This is a genomic window from Pseudarthrobacter raffinosi (genome assembly GCF_023913735.1).
Classification (GTDB): domain Bacteria; phylum Actinomycetota; class Actinomycetes; order Actinomycetales; family Micrococcaceae; genus Arthrobacter; species Arthrobacter raffinosi.
In genome coordinates this window covers 351811-373876 of the sequence record NZ_JAMXBH010000001.1, presented here as the reverse complement: position 1 = coordinate 373876, position 22066 = coordinate 351811, and the positions used below count along the sequence as shown (strand labels likewise).

Below are 22066 nucleotides of genomic sequence, written 5' to 3'. Positions count from 1 at the left end.
ATCCGGGCAGTCAGCAAGACTCACTGCAGGAACACTACCTTGATCACTGCCGCCGTTCCCGCAGCCCACAGCATGGACGTGAGCGTTCCGATGATGAACCGCTCCGCAGCCACGGGGGTCTCTTTCAATTCGGCGAACCTGCCCAGGCCCTTGATAGCCACGATGTAGGCAATGGCCACCGGCTGTCCGGTCAGGATGGCCACGCAGACGCCCAACCGTTCCAGGACTCCGATGATTGCCCCACCCCGCAGGATCCGCTGGGCCGGCAGCGCCGGCGCCACCTGAGGAACGTCCGACGGCGGCTGGCCGCCACCCGTGGTCAGCTCGCCGTCGACGGTTTGCCCCGTACCGGCCCGCGGGGCTTCCGAAACGGTGTCTACCGTGACGTCGGCTGAAGGGTCCTGGGCTGATGCGTCCTGGTCCGACTTGGTGGCCGCGTCCGCTTTGTCGTCAATGGTCCTGGCGAGCCGGAACACCAGTGCGGTCACCGGCCATCCTGCGAATCCGGCCACCAACAGCGCAACTGCGATCCAGAGTGCGTTCACCGTTCTCCTTCAATCTGGGAATGGGCGTGGTCCAGGAGCATGGCCGCGGCAGGCCTGGCCGCCCATTCCTCAAGCCAGCCGGACCTAAGCACAGCACGGCTCACCGACTGCTCCGTGATTCCCAGTTCCTGGGCCACGTGTTTCTGGCTGCCATGCTTTCCCTCGCCGCCCTGGAGCGCGCGCAACCGGTCCACCACCCGCCACTGGGCTGGTGTGCGTTGCTGCACCACCCGTCCGATCAGGCGAAGCACCGCCTGGGCATTTGCACTGGTCATGGCTCCCTCCTTGGCGTGGGGAGGCATCTCCCGTCCACGGCCAATACTGCCGGACACCACCGACAATGGCACCTGACCAGCCGAGCCCTTGGCGAGTTCCACGGCCTTTCGCGCTGCCACAAAGCCGCTCCCGGAACCTTCCCGGGGGCTTCCGCCCGGGGTGAGCTGTACGGCCCCGATCCCGATCCCGACGTACCAGCGCCCGCTCCGGAGTGCGTACAAGGCGATCTCCACTACGTCCTCGGCATGTTCCACCACACCCTGGAGTTCATCACCCACGGACCGTTCGAAGGGCGCCGGTGTGAGGCTGCGCAGTGCGGCGATCAGATCGGGAACACGGTCGACGTCGGCAGTGCTGCCTCGCTGGTCGATGGTCAGTACGTACATGCCCTAACCGTACGCAGGTGATCACTCATAATCAATCAAAAATAGCTGATTATTAAATATCAGCCAATAAAGACTGATTTTCGAGAATCACCCGATCCGATCAGGTGCTGTCGTGGCCTGCCGGGATCCGCTCCAGGCGATCCACCCACCGGCGCCTGCCATCAGTACGGCCCCAGCCCGGCGCGGCAGCACGTCGGAACGCCATACCGCGATCCCCAGCAGCACCGTGCCAACGAATACGAGCAGCAGGCCCAGCAAAACGTGGAAATCACCGCCGGAACAAGCAGCAAAGCCGTGCCGGCAACAGCTGTGACCATTGAGGCGATTGCCAGGCTCCCCGTCCTGCTGTTGGCCATGGAACAGCCCAAAGCAAAGAAACCGAACAGGGCCAGGATGGTGCCTGCGGTACTGCCGAAAAGATGGCTGATCTGGTACGCATCGGAGCTGACAAAACGGGCCCACGCCTCCGGGTCCTTCGCCTGGTCCGGATGCGGGTCCAGCGTGGACCAGGCGGTGACAAGCCACGAGACAGGCAGCGCCCACAACCCGGCCCGGATCCAGCGGCTAATGCTCTTTGATTGGACGGCGAACGTGCCCATGTTTCATGGTAGATCCGGGACATCCGTCCAGCCAGACGTCCGCAGGAGTCAGCCGAACAGGTTCACCGGCTTCACGATGTCGGCATAAATCAGCAACAAACTCATGCCCATCAGCAACGTGGCCACCACGTAAGTCACGGGAAGCAGTTTGGCGATGTCGAAAGCGCCCGGATCCGGTTTGCCGAACAGCTTGGCCACCCGCCGCCGCGCCCCCTCGTACAGCGCTCCGGCCACATGGCCGCCGTCGAGCGGAAGCAGCGGGATCAGGTTGAAGACCGCAAGCGCAAAGTTCAAGCCGGCGAGCAGCCCTACCAGTGCCCCAATCCTGGACTGCAGCGGCACTTCCTCCATGGCCGCCACTTCACCGGCCACGCGCCCCACGCCCACCACGCTGATGGGGCCGTTGGGGTCGCGCTCTTCCTCGCTGAAGGCCGCCTTGGCAACGCCCACCACCCGGGCGGGCAGATTGAAGACGACGCCGGCCACTTGCTTGATGTTTTCGCCCGCCATGGGCAGGACGGACGACGCCGGCTGGGGAACCAGTTCGGTCTGCGCGCCGATGCCCAGGAAGCCGACGTCCTGGTACAGGAGGGTGCCGGCGTCGTCCTTTGCCTGGCGTCCGTCCACGCCGACGACGGGGCGGGCGGAGAGCACCGGCGTCACCGTGGTGGTGACGGGCGCGCCGTCGCGCTCCACAGTAATGCTGACTTCCCTGCCCGCGGAGGTCCGGATCCATTCGGTCAGCTCGTCCCAGCCGGTGACAGCTTTCCCGTCAAAGGAGGTGACCACGTCGTTGGGCAGGAGCCCGGCAGCGGCCGCGGGGGTCAGCTGGCAGTCCGGGGAATCGGGATCAACGGTCTCGCCGGCCGCCACCTGGCACTTGGAGACGTCGGCGATGGTGGTGGTGGCCGTGGCCATGCCGAAGCCCATCAGCAGGACGGCGGTCAGGATCACGCCGATCAGCAGGTTCATGGCCGGCCCGCCCAGCATCACGATGATTTTCTTCCACACCGGCAGCCGGTAGAACACGCGGTTTGCGTCCTCCGGTCCCACTTCCTCGTGTGCCATGGACCGGGCTTCCGTGGCCAGTGTCTGGAACATGCCGGTGCTGGAAGGGCGGACGGTGCCGTCGTCCTTGTTGGGCGGATACATGCCGATCATGGACACGTAGCCACCCAGCGGGATCGCTTTCACGCCGTATTCAGTTTCACCCTTCCGCTTGGACCACAGGGTGGGGCCGAAGCCGATCATGTACTTGGTGACACGCACCTTGAACAGCTTGGCGGGCACCAGGTGCCCCACTTCGTGCAGCGCAATGGACACGGCAATGCCGATCGCCACAAAGACGACGCCGAGGATAAAGAGGAGGACGGGGCTCATGCGTGGATCTGCTGCTTCCTAGAGACTGCTGACTGCTAAACGTTCGTGGGCACGCGTGCGTGCCCAGTCTTCAGCATCCAGTACCGACTCCAGCGTCAGCCCGGAGGATCCTGAATGTTCGCTGAGGACAGCATCGATGGTGTCCACAATTTCGGTGAAGCGGATGCGTCCCGAGTGGAACGCCATGACCGCTTCCTCGTTTGCCGCGTTAAAGACGGCGGGAAAAGTACTCCCCTGCTTGGCGGCGTCCTTGGCCAAGTCCACGGCCGGGAAAGCGACGGTGTCCAGCGGTTCGAACGTCCAGCTGGTGGCTTTGGTCCAGTCACACGGGGAGGCCGCTTTGGGGACCCTGTCCGGCCAGCCCAGCCCTAAGGCAATGGGGAGGCGCATGTCCGGCGGGGACGCCTGGGCGATGACGGACCCGTCAATGAACTGGACCATGGAGTGGACCACCGACTGCGGGTGGACCACAACGTCGATCCGGTCCAGCGGCACGTCGAACAGCAGATGGGCCTCGATGAGCTCAAGGCCCTTGTTGACGAGCGTGGCCGAGTTAGTGGTGACCATCAGCCCCATGTCCCACGTGGGGTGCGCCAGGGCCTCTTTCGGCGTCACGTCGTGGAGCTGTTCCGTTGTCCGGCCGCGGAAAGGCCCTCCGGAGGCCGTCAGGATGAGCTTCTCAACCTCGACCGCGGAGCCGGAGCGCAGGCACTGCGCTATCGCTGAGTGCTCGGAATCCACCGGCACGATCTGCCCCTCGCGGGCGGCGGCCTTGACGAGCGCTCCGCCGACGATCAGCGATTCCTTGTTGGCCAGCGCCAGCGTTGCACCTGATTTCAGGGCGGCGAGGGTCGGGGCGAGCCCGATGGAGCCGGTAATGCCGTTGAGCACTACGTCCGCTTCTACCGCGGCGATGCGGGCCGAGGCGTCCGGGCCGGCGATGATTTCGGGGCGGTAGTCCTGCCGCCCGGCGAGGCGGGCAGCCTCGGAGATCAGGTCCCGCAGCTTGCGCGGATCCCCCGCGGCGATGCCCACAGCGGCGGCACCGGTGTGGACGGCCTGGCGGGCCAGGAGCTGCAGGTTCCCTCCGCCGGCGCTGAGCGCCACTACCTCAAAAAGGTGCGGGGCGCCGTCGACGACGTCAATCGCCTGGGTGCCGATGGAACCGGTGGATCCGAGGATGACGATTCTGCGAGGCTGCATTGGTTAAGTATCCCGCACCCCGGCCCGCACCTGGCCCGCGGTCCGGTCAGCCCGCCGCCAGCTCGATGAAACCCTTGGCCAGCGTGGACACGGCTCCGATGTAGGCGATGGCCACAACGATCCGCCGCACGGCAGCCGGTTTGACCTTGCCCGACAGCAGATCGCCCGCGATGATTCCCGCCACCATGGCGGCCAGGATGCTGAGCCATTGCCAGCCGTCCAGTCCGGGAACATGTCCACCGGATAGTACGTACTTGATCACCAGGGAAGACAGTCCGGTGGTCACGAAATAGGGCTGGAGGGTGGCGCCGAAACTCTTCTGCTCCCACCGGGTAGCAATGGCGTACGCGGTGATGGCCGGCCCGCCGACGCCCGCTGCCGCGTTCATCAGTCCGCTGGTGAAGCCGAGGGAGACCATGGGAACGGGGCCACTGGCGCGCCAGGAGCTGCGGGTCAGCCGCTGCGAAGCCAGCAGGGCGATGATGAGGAGGATGCCGATGCAGATCTCCAGCGGCGCTTCGGCCACGTTGCTGGCCAACCAGGCACCCGGCAATACCCCTGCGAGGGCCGCGAGCGCCAGTCCGAAGTAGCGCTTCCACTCCACATGCCGCCAGACCCTGGAGAGGATCAGGAGGGATGAGGCTGCGCCGCACAGGTTGATGATCATGACGCCGTCGAAGGGGCCGAGCAGCACCACCAGGACGGGAGAGACGAGAAGGCCGAATCCGAGGCCGGCCAGCCGCTGGGCCAGCGCCCCTGCAACAACGGCAATGAGCACCAATGCAAACACCATCCGATCCTAGTGGGCGGACAGCGACGCCGGGCGTAACGTGGATTGCGTGGACTGGGTTACCTGGTTCGATGCGCCGGAGTACGGATTCGCCCGGCAAGTGCTGCAGCGGGGTGTGGCGGCACTGTTCTTTGTTGCGTTCCTGTCCTCCCTGAACCAGTTCCCTGCGCTGCTGGGCGAACGTGGCCTGTTGCCGGTTCCGGACTATCTGGAAGGGTTCAGCGCGCGCCGGCGGCCCACGCTGTTCCGTTGGCGCTATTCGGACCGGCTGCTGCGTGGTGCCTGCCTCACCGGACTGGCAATTTCCGCCCTCCTGGTGGCCGGCATCCCCCAGCTTGGGCCGCCGTGGGTTCCGCTGATCGCATTTCTGGCCCTGTGGCTGCTTTACATGTCGATCGTCAACGTGGGGCAGACGTTTTATGGCTTCGGCTGGGAAATGCTGCTGCTGGAGGCCGGGTTCACGGTGGCCTGCCTTGGCTCGGACCAGACGGAGCCGCCGCGCACCATCCTGATCCTGTTGGCCTGGCTCGTGTTCCGGCTGGAGTTCGGCGCCGGGATGATCAAGATCCGCGGCGGCCTGGAGTGGCGTGATCTGACCGCCCTCTACTATCACCATGAAACGCAGCCGATGCCGGGGCCACTGAGCCGCCAGGCTCATCTCCTGCCCAAACCCTTCCACCGGCTGGAGGTCCTGGGGAACCATTTCGCCCAGCTCGTGGTGCCGTTCTTCCTCTTCGCACCGCAACCCGTGGCAAGCGCCGCCGCCGGAATCATCATCTTCACCCAGCTGTGGCTGGTGGCCAGCGGCAACTTCGCGTGGCTGAACTGGATGGCCATTGTGCTGGCCTTCGCCGCGGTCAGCGACCCCGTGGCCCGCGCCGTATTGCCGTTCCTGCCGCTGGACGGGGATCCTGAGGAAGGCAGCCGCGGCAGTCCCCCGTACTGGCTTGCCGTCACCCTTGTGGCCACAATGCTGCTGGTAGTCCTCAGCTACTGGCCCGTGCGCAACCTGCTCTCCAAGGGGCAGCTGATGAATGCCAGCTTCAACCGCTGGCAGCTGGTCAACACGTATGGCGCGTTTGGCACCGTGACCAAGCACCGCGTCGAGATCGTCGTGGAAGGCACCCTCGACGAAGAACCTGAGGACTCAGCAGACTGGCGCGAATATGGGTTTAAGGGCAAACCCGGAGATCTCCGCCGGCTGCCCCGCCAGTGGGCGCCCTACCACCTGCGGCTGGACTGGCTGATGTGGTTCCTGCCGTTGCGCACCGTCCACGAGGAGTGGTTTTACGCGTTCCTCACGAAACTGCTGGAGGCGGACCAGCGGACGCTGCGGCTGCTCCGCGCCGACCCGTTCGACGGCGATCCGCCGCGCTGGGTGCGTGTCAACAGCTACCTGTACCGATTCGCCACCAGGGCTGAGTTCCGGGAGACGGGCGAGCGCTGGGTCCGGATGCCGCTCTATGAGGCCATCCCGCCGCTTTCGCTCGGCGGTTCCCGGAGGCGGCGGCGGTGATTCGGTGCCCGCAGCCCTAGGAGTGGATGCCTGCCCGGCGGATGGTGGCTTCGGCGTGCTTGAGGATGGGGCCGTCGATCATTTTGCCGCCGTGCTGGAACACGCCGGATCCGGCAACAGCCGCGACCTGCAGCAGTTCTGTGGCGGCGGCGACGTCGGCCTCGGACGGGGCGTAGGCGCCCCGTACAACGGCCGCCTGCGTGGGATGGATGCAGGCTTTGGAGCCGAATCCTGACGCTGCGGCATCAGCGGCCTCCAGAGCCAGCCCGTCAAGGTCCGGGATGTTGACGTACACGGCGTCCACGGCTTCTTTCCCGAAAGCCCGGGCGGCGAGCAGCACCGCGGACCGGGCATGCAGCGCCACGGCGCGGTAGCCGCCGTCGTCCGCTCTGCTGGACGTACCGCTAAGGGAAGCCAGGAGGTCCTCGGCGCCCCACATCAGTGCCACCACGTTGGGGGCCGCCGCGATGGCGGGCGCGTTCAGGACCCCGGCTGCGGTCTCGCACAGGGCGATGACGTGGTAGTCCGCCAGGGCTTCGAGCTGGGCCGCACTCTCAGCCTTGGCCAGCATCACCGTGCGGTACGGGGTGTGGGCCAGGCAGTGCAGGTCCTTCTCGAACTCGTCGGTGCCCGCCGGGTTGATCCTGATGATGGTGCGGCTGGGGTCAAGTTCGGGCCCCTCCCCGGCAGCGCCCAGCTGGGCCAGGATGGCGCCGCGCGCCCGCTGTTTGTCCGCGGGTGCCACGGCGTCCTCGAGGTCCACGATGACAGCGTCGGCGCGTTGGGCGGCCTTGGGGAAGCGCTCCGGGCGGTCGGCAGGGCAGAAGAGCAGGGCGGGACCCATCACAAATGTCATACGGTCATTGTCCTCTTTTGGGGCCCGGCACGCTCCCCTTTTCAGCTCCCGCAGGCTGCACGTATTGTCCAGAAGACTGCGCCACATGGGCGTCCCGGTTCCACATCAGGCAGCTCCGAGTGGCCAGCGCCACCACGGTGCCGTCCTGGTTCCGCCCGGTGTGCTGCATGGTCACAATCCCCTGGCCGGGTCGCGATCCCGAGAGCCGTTTGCCGGTGATCACCGTCTCCGTGTAGAGCGTGTCCCCGTGGTACAGCGGGTGCGGGAAAGAGACGTCGGTCAGGCCCAGCTGGGCGATGATGGTGCCCTGGGTGAGCTGGGAGACGGACTGCCCCACCAGGGTGGACAGCGTGAACATGGAGTTGACCAGCCGCTGGCCGAACGGCTGCCCTGCGCTCCAGGCGGCATCCAGGTGCAGGGCCTGGGTGTTCATGGTGAGCGTGGTGAACAGGACGTTGTCCGCCTCGGTCACGGTGCGGCCGGGCCGGTGCGCGTAGACAACGCCTTCTTCGAGCTCATCAAAGTACAGGCCGCGCTGCTCGATGACGCGGGGGGCGGCGGTGGTTGCGCCCGGACCGTCGGGGGTTGAGCCCGCCGAAGCCCCGCTCATACGGTGAGCTCCTGGTCCTCTTCGAACAGCTCGGCGCCGGTGGCCGCGGCCACGTCCTCCACGGAGACGTTGGGGGCCAGTTCGCGGAGAACCAACCGGGACCGCCCGCCTTCGGTGACGACGTCGATCACGGCGAGGTCGGTGATGATCCGGTCCACGCAGGCCTTGCCGGTCAGCGGCAGAGAGCAGTGCTCCACGATTTTGGGGTTGCCGTTGCGGTCCACGTGTTCCATCATCACGATCACCTTCTTGGCGCCGAAGACCAGGTCCATGGCCCCGCCCATGCCTTTGACCATCTTGCCCGGGATCATCCAGTTGGCCAGGTCGCCGTTCTGCGCCACTTCCATGGCGCCGAGCACGGCCACGTCAACGTGCCCGCCGCGGATCATGCCGAACGACGAGGCGGAGTCGAAGAACGCGGCCCCCTTGTTGACCGTGACGGTTTCCTTGCCGGCGTTGATGAGGTCCGGATCCACCGCGTCCTCGCTGGGGTATGGTCCCACGCCCAGGATCCCGTTCTCCGAGTGGAGCACCACCTCGACGCCTGCCGGGATGTAGTTGGGAATGAGCGTGGGCATGCCGATGCCGAGGTTGACGTACTGTCCGTTGCTGAGCTCCCGGGCCACCCGGGCGGCCAGTTCGTTGCGCGTCCACCCTTTGCCCTCCGGATTGGTGCCTTCCGGATGGCCGACGGTGGCACGCCGGTATTCGGGCCGTACGGCTTCGGGGCGGGGAGGTGCTCCCTGCGTGCTGTTGGACTCCATGGCTACGCTCCTGCCTGTTCGGTGGCGCTTTCGGTTCCGGCAGCCTGGGCAAGGGCGACGGTCCGCTTCTCGATCCGCTTCTCACCGGCGGGCACAACCACCACCCGCTGGACAAAGATGCCGGGAGTGTGGACGTGTTCGGGGTCCAGCTCCCCCGGTTCCACCAGCTCCTCCACCTCGGCGATGGTGATTTTTCCCGCCATGGCGCAGAGCGGGTTGAAGTTCATGGCGGTGGCGTGGAAAACCAGGTTGCCGTGGCGGTCACCCTTCCAGGCGTGGACCAGCCCGAAGTCGGGCGTCAGGGATTCCTCCAGGACGTAGTCCACACCGTTGAACGTCCGGACTTCCTTGGCGGCGGAGGCAATCGCGATGCCGCCGTCGGCGTCGTACTTCTGCGGCAGGCCGCCGTCGGACACCTGGGTGCCGACCCCGGCCTTGGTGTAGAAAGCGGGGATCCCGGCGCCGCCGGCCCGGAGCTTTTCCGCCAGCGTCCCCTGCGGGGTGAGGACCACCTCAAGCTCACCGGACAGGTACTGGCGCGCGAACTCCTTGTTCTCGCCGACGTAGGAACTGACAGTCCGCCGGATCCTGCCGTCACGGAGCAGGACGCCCAGCCCCCAGTCGTCCACGCCGCAGTTGTTGCTGACGGTTTCGAGGTCCTTCGTGCCGTGCCGGTGCAGGGCATCGATCAAGGCCACCGGGATTCCGCAGAGGCCGAACCCTCCCACCGCGAGCGACGCGCCGTCGGGAATGTCCGCAATGGCTTCCTCGGCGCTGGCAACAACCTTGTTGATCATCGTTGGTCCTTTCAAGGGTCTCGACAGGCTCGACCACCGCGTGGCATTCCCGACCAGCGGGCTTGTTACAGTCCGAGTTCGCGGGCGATGAGCATCAGCTGGACTTCCGTGGTGCCCTCACCGACTTCAAGGATCTTGGAGTCGCGGTAGTGCCGTGCCACGGTGAATTCGTTGATGAAGCCATAGCCGCCGAATACCTGGGTGGCATCCCGCGCGTTGTCCATGGCCGCCTCGCCTGCGACCATCTTAGCGATGGCCGCCTGCGTCTTGAACGGCTTCCCCGCCAGCATCCTCGACGCGGCGTCGTAGTACGCCAGGCGGGCCGTATGGGCCCGGGCCTGCATGCGGGCGATCTTGAACGAGATGGCCTGGTACTTGCCGATGTGATGACCAAACGCGCTGCGTTCCTTGGCGTACTTCACCGACAGGTCAACACAGCCCTGCGCCGCCCCCGTCGCCAAAGCCGCGATGGCGATCCGGCCCTCGTCCAGGATGGAAAGGAAATTCGCGTAACCCCGCCCCTCCGCACCGAGCAGGTTCGCTTCCGGCACCCGGACGTCCTTGAGCGTCAGCGGGTGCGTGTCCGAGGCGTTCCAGCCCACTTTGTTGTAGGCCTTCTCCGCCCTGAAACCCGCAGTATTGGTGGGCACCAGGATGGTGGAAATCTGCTTCTTGAGGCTGCCATCCTTGCGTTCCTTCTGACCCGTCACCGCGGTGACCGTGACCAGGCGCGTGATGTCGGTCCCGGAGTTGGTGATGAATTCCTTGTTGCCGTTGATCACCCAGTCGCCGTTCTCACGATGGGCGTGGGTTTTGGTCCCGCCGGCGTCAGAGCCTGCTTCCGGCTCCGTGAGTCCGAAGCCGGCGAGTGCCTTGCCCGAGGCCAGCAGCGGGAGCCACTCCTCTTTCTGGGCCTCGGTACCGAACCGGTACACCGGCATTGCGCCGAGGGAGACGCCTGCTTCCAGCGTGATGGCCACGGACTGGTCCACCCGGCCAAGCTGTTCGAGGGCGAGTGCCAAAGCGAAGTAGTCCCCGCCCATCCCACCGTGCGCTTCCGGGAACGGCAGCCCGAACAGGCCCATGTCCGCCATCTGGGACACCACCTCGTACGGGAAGCTGTGCTCCTCATCGTGCTTGGCCGAGACCGGCGCCACCACGTTGTCCGCGAAATCCCGGACGGTGTCGCTGAGGTCCTGGTATTCCTCGCTGAGCTCAAAATCTGCCATGGCTAGGCTCCCTTGCCTGTGTTGTTGGAGTCCTTGTTGGAATCCTTGTTGGAATCCTGAAGTGAATCTGCGTCTGAATCGGTGGTTGAAGGGTGGATGGTGGCCAGCACCTGGTCTGCTTTGACCGGCTGACCGGCCTTGATGCTGATGTGGACCGTGCCGGCCACCTCTGCCACGAGCTGGTGTTCCATCTTCATGGCTTCCACGGAGAGAAGGACCTGGCCGGCTTCCACGGTGTCGCCGTTGCTGACCGCAACGGATACCACCGTGCCGGGCATGGGCGAGCGCACCTCCGGGTCCGCGGTGCCTTCCTCGCGCTCGACGGCGGCGAGAACCCGGACAAGCCGAGACTCCCGCGTCAGCGGCTCCAGCCGGCAGGACCAGCCTCCGTTGCCGAGGAACAGTTCCGCGGGAACTCCTGAGGGCAGGTTGTCCGGGGTGAGGTTGACAGGGCCCGCGTCCGCCGGCGCCAGCGAGTAGTCCGTGGTTTCGCCGTCCAGGGTAAGGACCAGGCTCCCGCGGCCCGGCAACCGCAGCGAGGCCGTCCGCCATGGCCCGTCACCGACACAGACCTGGACCGGGCCGGCGGCCACGCGGCCTGTGACTCTCACTGTTGCGATGCCGCCGTCGGGCGTTCCCAGGCTGATCCGCAGGGGCGCCGGCGCGCCGATCCGCCAGCCGTTGCTGGCCTGCCAGGGACCGGGGGGCGTCCCCGTGATGTCCTGGTCCCCGCTCACAACGGCGTACAAGGCGGCCGCGACCAGTTCGGCGTCGTCAATCCGCCGGAAGGCGAAGTCGGGCATCTTGCGCTCGATCAGGCCGGTGTCGAGATGCCCGGCGCGGACATCGTCGTCGTTGATCAGCAGCCTCAGGTACTCAACATTCGTATCGATGCCAAGGGCTGTGTAGCCGGCGAGTGCCGCGTCCAGGGTATCCAGGGCAACGGTGCGGTCCGGGCCCCACGCGATGACTTTGGAGATCATGGGATCGTAGCTGGAGGAGATCTCGAGCCCCTCGAGCAGGGCTGAATCCACCCGGATCATGCCGGCTCCGTGATCGGGCATTTCGTCCAGCAGGAGCACGGTCCCGGTGGACGGCATGAAGTTCCGCTCCGGGATTTCCGCGTAGACGCGGGCTTCGGCGGCGTGCCCGTTGAGTTCGACGTCGGCCTGGCGGAAGGTGAGTTCCTCACCGGCAGCGATGCGGACCTGCCATTCGACCAGGTCCACGCCGGTGACCATTTCGGTCACCGGGTGCTCCACCTGGAGACGGGTATTCATCTCCATAAAGAAGAACTCGTCAGGGGCCTCGTCGGAGACCAGGAACTCCACAGTTCCCGCGCCGCTGTAGTGGACGCTGCGGGCCGCCTGGCAGGCGGCCTCGCCGATCCGGGCCCGGGTGGCCCCGCCGTCGTGCAACGACTCCAGCAGCGGCGACGGCGCTTCCTCAATCACCTTTTGGTGGCGGCGCTGCAGCGAGCACTCCCGCTCCCCCAGATGGATCACGTTGCCGTGGTTGTCCGCCAGGACCTGGACCTCGATGTGCCGCGGCGTGCGGACCAGCCGTTCAAGGAAAAGGGTGTCATCGCCGAAGGCGCTCGCGGCGACGCGGCGGGCGGTGGCCAGCGTGGCTTCGAGGTCCTCGTGGCGCTCCACGATGTGCATGCCCTTGCCGCCGCCGCCCGCTGACGGTTTGATGAGCAGCGGGAACCCGACGGCGGGCGCGGCCTCCATGAGTTGCGCGTCAGTCATGCCCGGTTCGGCGATGCCCGGCACTACGGGGACTCCGTAGCCGGCCACGTGGTTCTTGGACCGGATCTTGTCGCCCATGACGTTCAGGGACTCAACGCCGGGGCCGATGAAGGTGATGCCGGCGGTTTCGAGGGCGCGGGCAAAATCGACGTTCTCGCTGAGGAAGCCGTAGCCGGGGTGGACTGCCTCGGCGCCGGTGTCGCGGCAGGCCTGGAGGATCGCCTCGATCTTCAGGTAGCTTTCTCCTGCGGTGGCAGGGCCAATCCGCACGGCGGTGTCAGCCTCGCGAACGTGGCGGGCCCCGGCGTCGGCGTCGCTGTAGACGGCTACGGAGCGGATGCCCAGGGCACGCAGTGTGCGGATGACGCGGCAGGCGATCTCCCCGCGGTTGGCGACGAGCACGGTGCTGAACAGCGGCTTCTGCCGGATTGCGGAAGGAACGGCGGGCATGGAAACGGTCATGGCTGGCTCACATCCGGAAAAGGCCGAAGGAGGTCTCCGGCAGGGGGGTGCGGGAGACGACGTCGAGTGCCAGTCCCAGGACGGTGCGGGTATCCGCGGGGTCGATCACGCCGTCGTCCCAGAGGCGGGCGGTGGAATAGTACGGGCTGCCCTGGTCCTCGTATTGCTGTTTGATCGGGGCCTTGAAGGCTTCCTCGTCCTCGGCGGACCATTCCTCGCCACGGGACTCGTACTGGTCACGCTTGACGGTTGCGAGAACGCCGGAGGCTTGGTTCCCTCCCATCACCGAGATGCGGCTTGCCGGCCACATCCACAGGAAGCGCGGCGAATACGCCCGCCCGCACATGGAGTAGTTGCCGGCGCCGAAGGACCCGCCGATGACGACGGTCAGCTTGGGCACCCGGGCAGTGGCGACGGCGGTGACCATCTTGGCGCCGTTTTTGGCAATGCCACCCTGCTCGGAATCCCTGCCCACCATGAACCCGGAAATGTTCTGCAGGAAAATAAGCGGAATGCCGCGCTGGTCGCAGAGTTCGATGAAGTGCGCGCCCTTGAGCGAGGACTCGCTGAAGAGCACGCCGTTGTTGGCCACGATCCCCACCGGGTGCCCGTGCAGCCTGGCAAAACCCGTGACCAGGGTGGTGCCGTACTCCTTCTTGAACTCGTGGAACCTGCTGCCGTCCACCAGCCGGGCAATGACCTCGTGGACGTCGTATTGCGCGTTGACGTCCGTCGGGACGGCGCCGTACAACTCCGCCGGATCCGCGAGGGGCTCGACGACGGTGTCCACATCCCAGGCAGGGGCAGCCGGCCTCGGCAGGGTGGAGACGATGTCCCGGACGATCTGCAGGGCATGCTCATCGTTCTCCGCCAGGTGGTCGGTGACGCCGGAGATTTTCGAGTGCACGTCACCGCCGCCCAGTTCCTCCGCCGTGACGATCTCCCCGATGGCAGCCTTCACCAGCGGCGGACCGCCCAGGAAGATAGTGCCCTGGTTCCGCACGATCACCGTCTCATCGCTCATGGCCGGAACGTAAGCGCCGCCGGCGGTGCAGGAGCCCATCACGGAGGCGATCTGCGGGATCTTTGCCGCGGACATCCTGGCCTGGTTGAAGAAGATCCGGCCGAAATGCTCCTTGTCGGGAAAAACTTCGTCCTGCTTCGGGAGGAACGCCCCGCCCGAATCCACCAGATAGATGCACGGCAGCCGGTTCTCCAGCGCTATCTCCTGGGCGCGGAGGTGCTTCTTCACGGTCATCGGGTAGTACGTGCCGCCCTTGACGGTGGCGTCGTTGGAGATCACGAGCACCTGGCGGCCGTGGACCAGGCCGATGCCGGCAATAACCCCGGCTCCCGGCGAGTCGTTGTTGTACATGCCGTTGGCTGCCAGCGGCGCGATCTCCAGGAACGGGCTGCCATCATCCAGCAGCCGGTCAATACGCTCCCGGGGCAGCAGCTTCCCGCGCCCCACATGGCGCTCCCGCGACTTCTCCGGCCCGCCCAACGCGGCCTCAGCCAGCCTGGTCCGGAGCTCGGCGGCCAGCGCGAGCTGGGCAGCGTTGTTTGCAGCAAACGCTTCACTTGCGGCATCAAGCCGGCTGGCGAGAGTCTCCATCGACTGCATCCGTTCGTCATCTATTGAAAGCCACCAAGGCTCCGGCGAGAGCCGTAGAAGCCAGCTCGGTTAATGCTTTATAACTGGAATTCAGGTTAGTCTTTATTAACTGTGATGTCCAACACAACAAGACATTGCTAGAATCTGCTGTTCCTAGGAGGAAAAGCGTGCCCACCACCCGACCGGTCAAGCCGTCCGCACCGGCCCAGTCTGAGCATCCGAACTCGGCAACACGACCCGTTTCGGCAGCCCAGGCCGCTTCCGCGACGCCGGCAGCTCCGGGAACACCCGCGGCCGCGGCAGCCCACGCAGCTCCCGGAACGCCCCGCAGCCAGGCGAAGGAGAACCGCCGCCAGGCGCTGCTTGCCGCCGCCGCGGGGCTCTTCGCCCTGCACGGATTCAACCGCGTATCACTGGAAGACCTGGGCGCGGCAGCGGGTGTCAGCGGCCCGGCCGTCTATCGCCACTTCCAGGGCAAGCAGGCGGTGTTGGGAGACCTGCTGCTTACCGTCAGCCGCGAGCTGCTCGACGGCGGCCGGCGCGTCATTGCCGAGACTACGGACCCTCTCGCAGCGCTCCGCCGGCTGGTGGGGTTCCAAGTGGAGTTTGCCCTTGGCAAGCCCGACGTGATCCGGGTGCAGGACCGGGATTTCAGCAACCTCAGTCAGAAGGACCAGTCCGAGGTCCGGACACTGCAGCGGAACTACGTGGAGATTTGGGTGGAGGTCCTGGCGCTGCTGCATCCGGGCACCGACGCCGTCGAACTGCGGATGCGGGCCCACGCTACGTTCGGCCTGATCAACTCCACGCCGCACTCGGTGCGGAACCACGGACGGAAAATCGCGCCCAAAACGGCCCGGCCGCTGCTCGAAAGCATGGCGCTGGCGGCACTCACGGTGAACGTTCCCCCGGCCTCCTGACCGGGACACGATTTCAAGAGCGGGCCCTCAGAGGCTCCCAGCCACAGGAGCGGCCTTGGCCCGCATTAGCGGTGCTGGGCAGCACCGCTAATTCGGGCCAAGACCGCACTTACGAATCACGACATGACGCAGGACGTTGCGCAGGCCCAGACCCGGGAGTTTTTGCCCAGATAAAGCGGTTCAAACGCCCCAAACCCGGATTATCTGGACAAAAAACTCGTGAGTTAGACCATCGTGAGCACCATGCCGGGTTCGGCCAGGATGGCGCCAACGTCGGCGAGGAACCTCGAACCCTGCTCCCCGTCCACCAGGCGATGGTCAAAGGACAGGCTCAGCGTCATGACCTGGCGCAGGGCCACCTCATCCTGGAATTCCCACGGCATTTTCCGCACGGCCCCCATGGCCAGGATGGCAGCCTCGCCGGGGTTCAGGATGGGAGTGCCCGCGTCGATGCCGAAGACCCCGATATTCGTGATGGAGATCGTACCGCCGGACAGGTCTGCCGGCGCGGTCTTGCCGGCCCGTGCCGTCTCGGTCAGCCCGGTCAGGGCTGCGGAGAGTTCCAGCAGCGACAGGGTATCCGCGTCCTTGATGTTCGGCACGGTGAGCCCGCGCGGAGTTGCGGCGGCGATGCCCAGGTTCACGTAGTTGAACTGCACGATCTCCTGGCTGACTTCCTCCCACCGCGAGTTCAGCGACGGGTTCCGCCGCAGCGCGATCAGCACAGCCTTCGCCACCAGCGTCAGCGGCGTGAGCTTGTAGCCGGAAAAGGCCCGGCTCGTCTTCAGCTTGGCCAGCAGGTCCATGGTGGGCGTGACATCCACCGTGAGGAATTCCGTCGCGTGGGGAGCCGTGAACGCACTTGCCACCATCGCGGCGGCCGTGAACTTGCGGACACCCTTGATAGGGGTCCTGACTTCCCGCCCACCCTGTGGCGCCAGTCCCGCGGGGAAAACCGAATCGGATACGGCGGAAAGATGGCGTACCGGTGCCGACAATTCGCCGCCGCCAACAAAATTCTGGACATCCTCCCGCGTGATCAGGCCGCCGGCTCCGGTGCCCGCGACCGCGGCCAGCTCGACGCCGAGGTCCTTGGCCAGTTTCCGGACCGGCGGCGTGGAACGTGGACGCTCCGCGGTGTCGGTTTCGACAGGCTCAAGCACAGGGTTTTCGGGTCTGACAGGCTCGGTTTCGACGAGCTCGGTTTCGACAGGCTCAACCACCGGGCCGCGAACAGGCTCAACCGCCGGGGTTGTGAAGGTGCGGGCCCGGCGGGCGGGACGGCCTGAGCTTTCGACAACGGCGCCGTACCCAACCAGGTTCGGCTCGCGTTTCGCGGTCCCCGCTGCAGCAGTGGCCGCCCCGGCGGGCGCAGCCCCTGAAGGTGAGGCGCCGCCGTCGTCCGCTACTTCGAAGGAGACGATCGGCTTGCCCACCTCCACGATTGTTCCCGGCTCTTCATGGAGCGCAGTGATCACGCCCGCGAAAGGTGACGGCAGCTCCACTACGGCCTTTGCGGTTTCCACCTCGGCGATGACCTGGTTCAGCGTCACCGTGTCCCCCACTGCCACCTTCCAGCTGAGGATTTCTGATTCCGTGAGGCCTTCGCCGAGGTCCGGGAGCCTGAATTCCTTGATCATGGTGGCGCTCATCCTTCCAACCCGCTGAGGGAGTTCGGGCGTCCGAGGGCGCGGTCCACGCCGTCGAGGATCCGGTCCAGGCCGGGCAGATGGTGCATTTCGAGCTTGGAGTACGGGTAGGGAATATCGAACCCGGTGATACGGACGGGGGCGGTTTCGAGGTGATAGAAGCACCGCTCGGTAATGCTGGCCGCAACTTCGGCGCCCAGGCCACCGGACTGGCCGGCTTCATGGGTGACCACCAGCCTGCCTGTTTTCCGGACGGATGCTTCAACGGTGGCGTAGTCCACGGGTGCCAGCGAGCGCAGGTCAATGACCTCGATGGAGATGCCTTCGTCGGCGGCCGCGGTTGCTGCGTCCTTGGCCGTCTTCACCAACGGCCCGTAGGCCACGAGCGTCACGTCCGTGCCCTCGGTGACAACGCGGGCGGAGTCCATGGGCAGCGCGGTGCGCGGATCGATGCCCTCATCCACTTCACCCTTGTCGTGGTAGCGGCGCTTGGGTTCGAAGTACAGCACCGGGTCATCGGACAGGATGGCCTGCTGGATCACGGTGTGGGCATCCTGCGGGTTGGAGACGCTGACCACGCGGAGCCCCGACGTATGAGTGAAGTACGCCTCGGGCGACTCGGAGTGGTGCTCGGGTGAGCCGATGCCGCCTCCGAACGGGACGCGGATGGTGATGGGCATCTTCACGGCCCCCTGGGTGCGGTAGTGCAGCTTTGCCACCTGGCTCACGATCTGGTCGAAGGCAGGGTAGATAAAGCCGTCGAACTGGATCTCCACCACCGGGCGGTAACCGCGGTAGGCGAGGCCGACGGCGGTGCCCATGATGGCCGACTCGGCCAGCGGGGTGTCCACCACACGGTGGGTGCCGAAATCCTTCTGGAGGCCGTCGGTCACCCGGAAAACACCGCCGAGGGTACCGATGTCCTCGCCCATGAGGATGACTTTTGGATCGTTTTCAAGGGATTTGCGCAGGCCGGAATTGATGGCGCGGGCAAAGGTCATCTGGGTCATCAGCGTGCACCTTCTTCTGAGGTGGCTCCCGCGGGATCGCCGAAGGAAGCCAGGTAACGGGCGTAGTGGTCCTGCTGCCGGTCCAGCCACGAGTTGGGCTCGCTGTACACGTGCTTGAAGATGTCCATCGGCTCCGGATCCGGCATGCCGATGCAGCCTGAACGGAGTTCGCGGGCGACTGACTCTGCCTTGTTGTGAACGTGCTGTTGGACCTCATCCGTGAGGAGTCCTTTGCGTTCCAGCAGGGCCTTGACCCGCAGGATGGGGTCCTTCGCAGCCCAGTCCTCCAGTTCATTGGCGTCACGGTAGCGGGTGGGATCGTCGGCGGTGGTGTGCGGTCCCATACGGTAGGTGACCGCTTCGATGAAGGTGGGTCCGCCACCGTGCCGGGCACGGTCCAATGCCACGCGCGTGGCTGCCATAACGGCCAGCACATCATTGCCGTCCACCCGGAGGCTCGGAATGCCGAATCCGCTGGCCCGGTCCGCGATCTGAATGTGGGACTGCAACCGCACGGGCTCCGAAATTGCCCAGTGGTTGTTCGAGCAGAAGAAGACCACGGGTGCCTGGAAGCTGGCGGCAAAGACCATGGCCTCGTTGACGTCGCCTTCGCTGGTGGCACCGTCACCGAAGTATGTCACCGCCACCGAGTCGGCGCCGTCGTTCTGGATGCCCATGGCGTAACCGGTGGCATGCAGGGTCTGCGCGCCGATAATGATCTGCGGGGTGGCCATATTCACGGAGTACGGATCCCACCCGGAGGAGGCCGTGCCACGCCACACCCGCGTAATGTCCGTCAGGTCCACGCCGCGGCAGTACGCCACACCGTTTTCCCGGTAGCTGGAGAAGACAAAGTCGTCCTCGCGCAGAGCCCTGCCGGAACCGACTTGCGCCGCCTCCTGCCCCAGCAACGGGGGCCAAAGTCCGAGCTCGCCCTGACGCTGGAGGGCGGTGGCCTCAACATCGATCCGCCGGATGACCGTCAGGTCCTCGTAGAGGGAACACAACTGCTCATCCCCGATGTCCTTCACCCAGGGATCGAACTCCGGGTGGCTGATCCGCTCCCCTGCCGGGGTAACCAGCTGGATCAGGTTCCTGTCTGTAGACACGATGGCACGCAACCTTCTCACGTCGTTTGACCGGAGCCTGGGGACTTGTGGTCCCGCCCGCCGCCGGCCGCCCGGGCGCCGTTGCCCCGGATAATTGTGACCCTACTCACAATGCTCAATGGGTACAACCACCGCGGCGGATACTGCGCATAATGCCCTGTTTGCACTGCCCTCACCGTGCTAACGTTGCGCATTATGCAAGCTTTGGATGGCACAGACACACGGCTGCTCTCGGCCCTTGCCCGCGACCCCCGGCGGACCGTGGTGGCGTTGGCCCAGAAGCTGGGGCTGTCCCGGAACACCGTGCAGGCGCGCATGGCCCAGCTGGAGAAAAAACACGTCTTCCTGTCGTTCGAACGGCGTATCAACCCGGCATCCCTGGGCTATCCGCTCATGGCGTTCATTTCCGTCCACGTCCAGCAGCAGAAACTGGGACAGCTGGCCCATGACCTCGCCGGCATTCCGGAAATCCTGGAAGGCTACGGCCTCACCGGCTCTGCTGACCTCCTGCTCCGGGTAGTGGCCCTGGACGCCGAGGACCTCTTCCGGATCAACGGGAAAATCCTGGCGTGCGATGGAGTGGACAGGACGGACACCGCACTGGCCATGAGCGAACTCATCCCGTTCCGCATCCAGCCGCTGCTCGAGCGGGGATCCGGAGACGCTTAGGGCCAGCAGCCCTTATTACCGCCCCGATACCCAGCCCCGGCGGGCTGGGTTATAGGCTGTTCCAAGGTGAATCCATGGGTGCCGTTCAGCGGGTCCCAACAATAAGGCAGTGCCAGTGCGTTGCCGGAAAGGCTCCATCGTGAGCAATCCTCAGGGACCGTACCAGCCGGTCCAGCCGGCGGCCTGGCCCGCGCAACCAACGGGGCAGCCCGGCAACCCCGGGGAGCATGGCGCGCCACCGCTGCCCGGCAACCCGCCACAGCACGGTGCACCCGGACAATACTCGTCCGAGGGGCCGTTCGGCCTGCCCGGACAAGAGCCCCCGGCACAAAGCCGCCGGAAGCTGTGGACCATCCTCGGCGTTGTGGGCGGTGTCCTGCTGCTGGCGGTCGTCGGCGTCCTCATCCTGGTCAACATTGTCAACGGAGCCACCAACCATGCCCGGGGCCTGGCTGACAGCTTCACCAAGCTGGTGATTGCCGGCGACAGTTCCAAGGCCTACGACGACTATCTTGACCCCGCCCTCCATGAGCAGCTGACCAAGGAGGACTTCATCGCCGGTATCAAGACCCTGGAGATGGACAGCACCTGCAAGACTGCCTATAACGAAGTCAAGGCCAGCACCGAGAACGGCACCAAGGCGGCCGACATCGCCGGCCTCATCACCTGCGACGGCGACAAGAAGATCGACCTCATCTACCGCTTCGAAGGCACCGACGAGCTGAAAATGATCAACATCAAGCTCAAGCCCCAGGCCTAGCGCCACACAACGCAAGCCCGCACCCCATCCGCACGGGGACATGGTCCGAATTGCTTCTACGAGGATCCCATCCGGGATCCCGCAGTCTGGCCGGGACAGAACGTCCCCGCCTTACCGGAAGGATTCGGGCCATGCACACTTCTCCGAACCGCCTTGTCGCCACCGTCTTCGGTGCCGTTTAGCTTCTTGTCGGCCTCCTGGGTTTCGTGGTGACGTCCGGCATCGGCTTCTTCGCCACGGAGGGCGCCAACCTCATCATTTTTGAAGTGAATCCGCTGCACAATGTCATCCACCTCGCGATCGGCGGCGCACTTCTGTACGCGGGCCTGAAAAGCACGGCCATGGCCCGTACGGTCAACACCGGCGTGGGTGCCGTCTATCTCCTGGTCGGTGTGCTTGGGCTGTTCCTGCTGACCTCGCCACTGAACATCATCGCGCTCAACGGCGCCGACAACGTCCTCCACTTGGCCAGCGCAGTCCTGCTGCTGGGCGTGGGTCTGTCCATGGACAAGTCCGCAACAGCCGTCCGGGCCTAGCCGGCCATGGCTGCCGAGCCAGGAGAGGGATGGGCCGTCCCGGCCGTCCGGCTCTTCGGCGGCTTCGCAGGATTCGGGGCCGGCTCAGTGAACCTCGCCGTTTCCTCAAGCCTCCTCGCGTTGCCGAAAGTGTCCGGCTCCGTCTGGCAGCCAGCCCTGGCGGTCGTCTCCGGCGGCTGGGGAGCGGCCCTGATCCTCTGGACGGTCCTGGCCTTGCACCGCGGACGGATTGTCGGGTCCGGGCGGACCGTGGCGTTCCTGCTGACGGCATCCGGGGCGCACATGGCGGCCCTTGCCTTCAGCAGCGACACGTCCAGCCTTCACCTCAGCCACCTCGCGGCGCTCCTGCTGACGCTCATGATTGTCGCGTCGGGCGCCTGGCTGAAGGGGCGCCGGCTCCGGGGAATGGACGACGACGGCATGGCGCCCGCCGCTGCCCGCCCGGGAATCCTGCTGCTCACCGCTTTCGCCGGCGCCGTGCTGGTGGCCGGAATCGCGACGCCGGGACTCGCCGCTTCCACAGCGGGCCAGTTTGCGGTGCCGCATGGTCAGCACGGCGGTCCGGCCATGCCGGCGGGCCACCATCAGCGCTGACGCCACCGCCTTTTTGCGCTGACGCCACCGCCTTTTTGAA

The 22066-nt window shown here is 65.8% G+C and carries 21 protein-coding genes and 1 pseudogene; 6 read left to right on the top strand and 16 right to left on the bottom strand.

Annotated elements, in window-relative coordinates:
- Positions 1-20 precede the first annotated feature (20 nt).
- The 6 genes from NG698_RS01700 to NG698_RS01675 form a co-directional block, all read right to left on the bottom strand.
- Entirely contained in the window at positions 21-545 is a 525-nt protein-coding gene (locus NG698_RS01700; RefSeq protein WP_104063097.1) for a hypothetical protein, read from the bottom strand.
- Entirely contained in the window at positions 542-1207 is a 666-nt protein-coding gene (locus NG698_RS01695) for a MarR family transcriptional regulator (RefSeq protein ID WP_252600015.1), read from the bottom strand. Before NG698_RS01695 ends, NG698_RS01700 begins: the two co-directional genes overlap by 4 nt.
- A gap of 161 nt (positions 1208-1368) precedes the next feature.
- The gene (locus tag NG698_RS01690; protein ID WP_252607882.1) at positions 1369-1806 is read right to left on the bottom strand and encodes a hypothetical protein; all 438 of its coding nucleotides are present in this window, start codon (positions 1804-1806) and stop codon (positions 1369-1371) included.
- A gap of 48 nt (positions 1807-1854) precedes the next feature.
- Positions 1855-3186: a M50 family metallopeptidase gene (locus NG698_RS01685; protein ID WP_252600013.1), complete on the bottom strand. Its 1332-nt coding sequence runs from the start codon at positions 3184-3186 to the stop codon at positions 1855-1857.
- Between the two features lie 18 nt (positions 3187-3204).
- On the bottom strand, positions 3205-4389 hold the full coding sequence (gene dxr, locus NG698_RS01680) for a 1-deoxy-D-xylulose-5-phosphate reductoisomerase (RefSeq protein WP_252607881.1): 1185 nt from the start codon (positions 4387-4389) through the stop codon (positions 3205-3207).
- Positions 4390-4435: 46 nt separating this feature from the next.
- Positions 4436-5182, bottom strand: a complete 747-nt coding sequence (locus NG698_RS01675; RefSeq protein WP_248761812.1) for a TSUP family transporter — start codon at positions 5180-5182, stop codon at positions 4436-4438.
- A 46-nt stretch (positions 5183-5228) separates the two neighbouring features.
- Between NG698_RS01675 and NG698_RS01670 the strand changes: the two genes are divergently transcribed.
- Positions 5229-6695 carry a lipase maturation factor family protein gene (locus NG698_RS01670; RefSeq protein WP_252607880.1) on the top strand — a complete coding sequence of 489 codons (1467 nt, stop codon included), beginning with the start codon at positions 5229-5231 and terminating at the stop codon, positions 6693-6695.
- Positions 6696-6711: 16 nt separating this feature from the next.
- Here the strand turns inward: NG698_RS01670 and NG698_RS01665 are convergent, their stop codons facing one another.
- The 7 genes from NG698_RS01665 to NG698_RS01635 all read right to left on the bottom strand — a co-directional run bounded on the left by NG698_RS01665 (position 6712) and on the right by NG698_RS01635 (position 14779).
- Entirely contained in the window at positions 6712-7551 is an 840-nt protein-coding gene (locus NG698_RS01665; protein WP_252600010.1) for an HpcH/HpaI aldolase/citrate lyase family protein, read from the bottom strand.
- Between the two features lie 4 nt (positions 7552-7555).
- Positions 7556-8161: a MaoC family dehydratase gene (locus NG698_RS01660; RefSeq protein WP_252600009.1), complete on the bottom strand. Its 606-nt coding sequence runs from the start codon at positions 8159-8161 to the stop codon at positions 7556-7558.
- Entirely contained in the window at positions 8158-8925 is a 768-nt protein-coding gene (locus NG698_RS01655; RefSeq protein WP_252600008.1) for a CoA transferase subunit B, read from the bottom strand. The genes NG698_RS01660 and NG698_RS01655 overlap by 4 nt, the downstream gene beginning before the upstream one ends.
- Before the next feature lie 2 nt (positions 8926-8927).
- Entirely contained in the window at positions 8928-9722 is a 795-nt protein-coding gene (locus tag NG698_RS01650) for a CoA transferase subunit A (protein ID WP_252600007.1), read from the bottom strand.
- A gap of 65 nt (positions 9723-9787) precedes the next feature.
- On the bottom strand, positions 9788-10951 hold the full coding sequence (locus tag NG698_RS01645) for an acyl-CoA dehydrogenase family protein (RefSeq protein ID WP_252600006.1): 1164 nt from the start codon (positions 10949-10951) through the stop codon (positions 9788-9790).
- A gap of 2 nt (positions 10952-10953) precedes the next feature.
- Positions 10954-13164, bottom strand: a complete 2211-nt coding sequence (locus NG698_RS01640; protein WP_252607879.1) for an ATP-binding protein — start codon at positions 13162-13164, stop codon at positions 10954-10956.
- 7 nt (positions 13165-13171) lie between these two features.
- Positions 13172-14779 (bottom strand): carboxyl transferase domain-containing protein, encoded by a 1608-nt coding sequence (locus tag NG698_RS01635; RefSeq protein ID WP_252607878.1) that lies wholly within the window; start codon positions 14777-14779, stop codon positions 13172-13174.
- Positions 14780-14946: 167 nt separating this feature from the next.
- On the opposite strand from NG698_RS01635, the gene NG698_RS01630 reads away from it, so the two are divergent.
- On the top strand, positions 14947-15699 hold the full coding sequence (locus tag NG698_RS01630) for an SACE_7040 family transcriptional regulator (protein ID WP_308216177.1): 753 nt from the start codon (positions 14947-14949) through the stop codon (positions 15697-15699).
- Positions 15700-15923: 224 nt separating this feature from the next.
- Here the strand turns inward: NG698_RS01630 and NG698_RS01625 are convergent, their stop codons facing one another.
- The 3 genes from NG698_RS01625 to pdhA are packed head-to-tail and all read right to left on the bottom strand — an operon-like array spanning position 15924 to position 19467.
- Positions 15924-17339, bottom strand: a complete 1416-nt coding sequence (locus NG698_RS01625; RefSeq protein ID WP_252607877.1) for a dihydrolipoamide acetyltransferase family protein — start codon at positions 17337-17339, stop codon at positions 15924-15926.
- Positions 17340-17347: 8 nt separating this feature from the next.
- Entirely contained in the window at positions 17348-18358 is a 1011-nt protein-coding gene (locus tag NG698_RS01620) for an alpha-ketoacid dehydrogenase subunit beta (protein WP_058929524.1), read from the bottom strand.
- Positions 18358-19467: a pyruvate dehydrogenase (acetyl-transferring) E1 component subunit alpha gene (gene pdhA, locus NG698_RS01615; RefSeq protein ID WP_252607876.1), complete on the bottom strand. Its 1110-nt coding sequence runs from the start codon at positions 19465-19467 to the stop codon at positions 18358-18360. Before pdhA ends, NG698_RS01620 begins: the two co-directional genes overlap by 1 nt.
- A 195-nt stretch (positions 19468-19662) precedes the next feature.
- On the opposite strand from pdhA, the gene NG698_RS01610 reads away from it, so the two are divergent.
- From NG698_RS01610 to NG698_RS01595, 4 genes and pseudogenes are all read left to right on the top strand, one after another.
- Positions 19663-20136, top strand: coding sequence for an Lrp/AsnC family transcriptional regulator (locus NG698_RS01610; RefSeq protein ID WP_058929526.1), 474 nt, complete (start codon positions 19663-19665; stop codon positions 20134-20136).
- Positions 20137-20275: 139 nt separating this feature from the next.
- The gene (locus tag NG698_RS01605; protein ID WP_252607875.1) at positions 20276-20896 is read left to right on the top strand and encodes a hypothetical protein; all 621 of its coding nucleotides are present in this window, start codon (positions 20276-20278) and stop codon (positions 20894-20896) included.
- 131 nt (positions 20897-21027) lie between these two features.
- A pseudogene (locus NG698_RS01600) lies at positions 21028-21432 on the top strand (DUF4383 domain-containing protein).
- A 6-nt stretch (positions 21433-21438) separates the two neighbouring features.
- Positions 21439-22026, top strand: a complete 588-nt coding sequence (locus tag NG698_RS01595; RefSeq protein WP_252607874.1) for a hypothetical protein — start codon at positions 21439-21441, stop codon at positions 22024-22026.
- Positions 22027-22066: the final 40 nt, after the last annotated feature.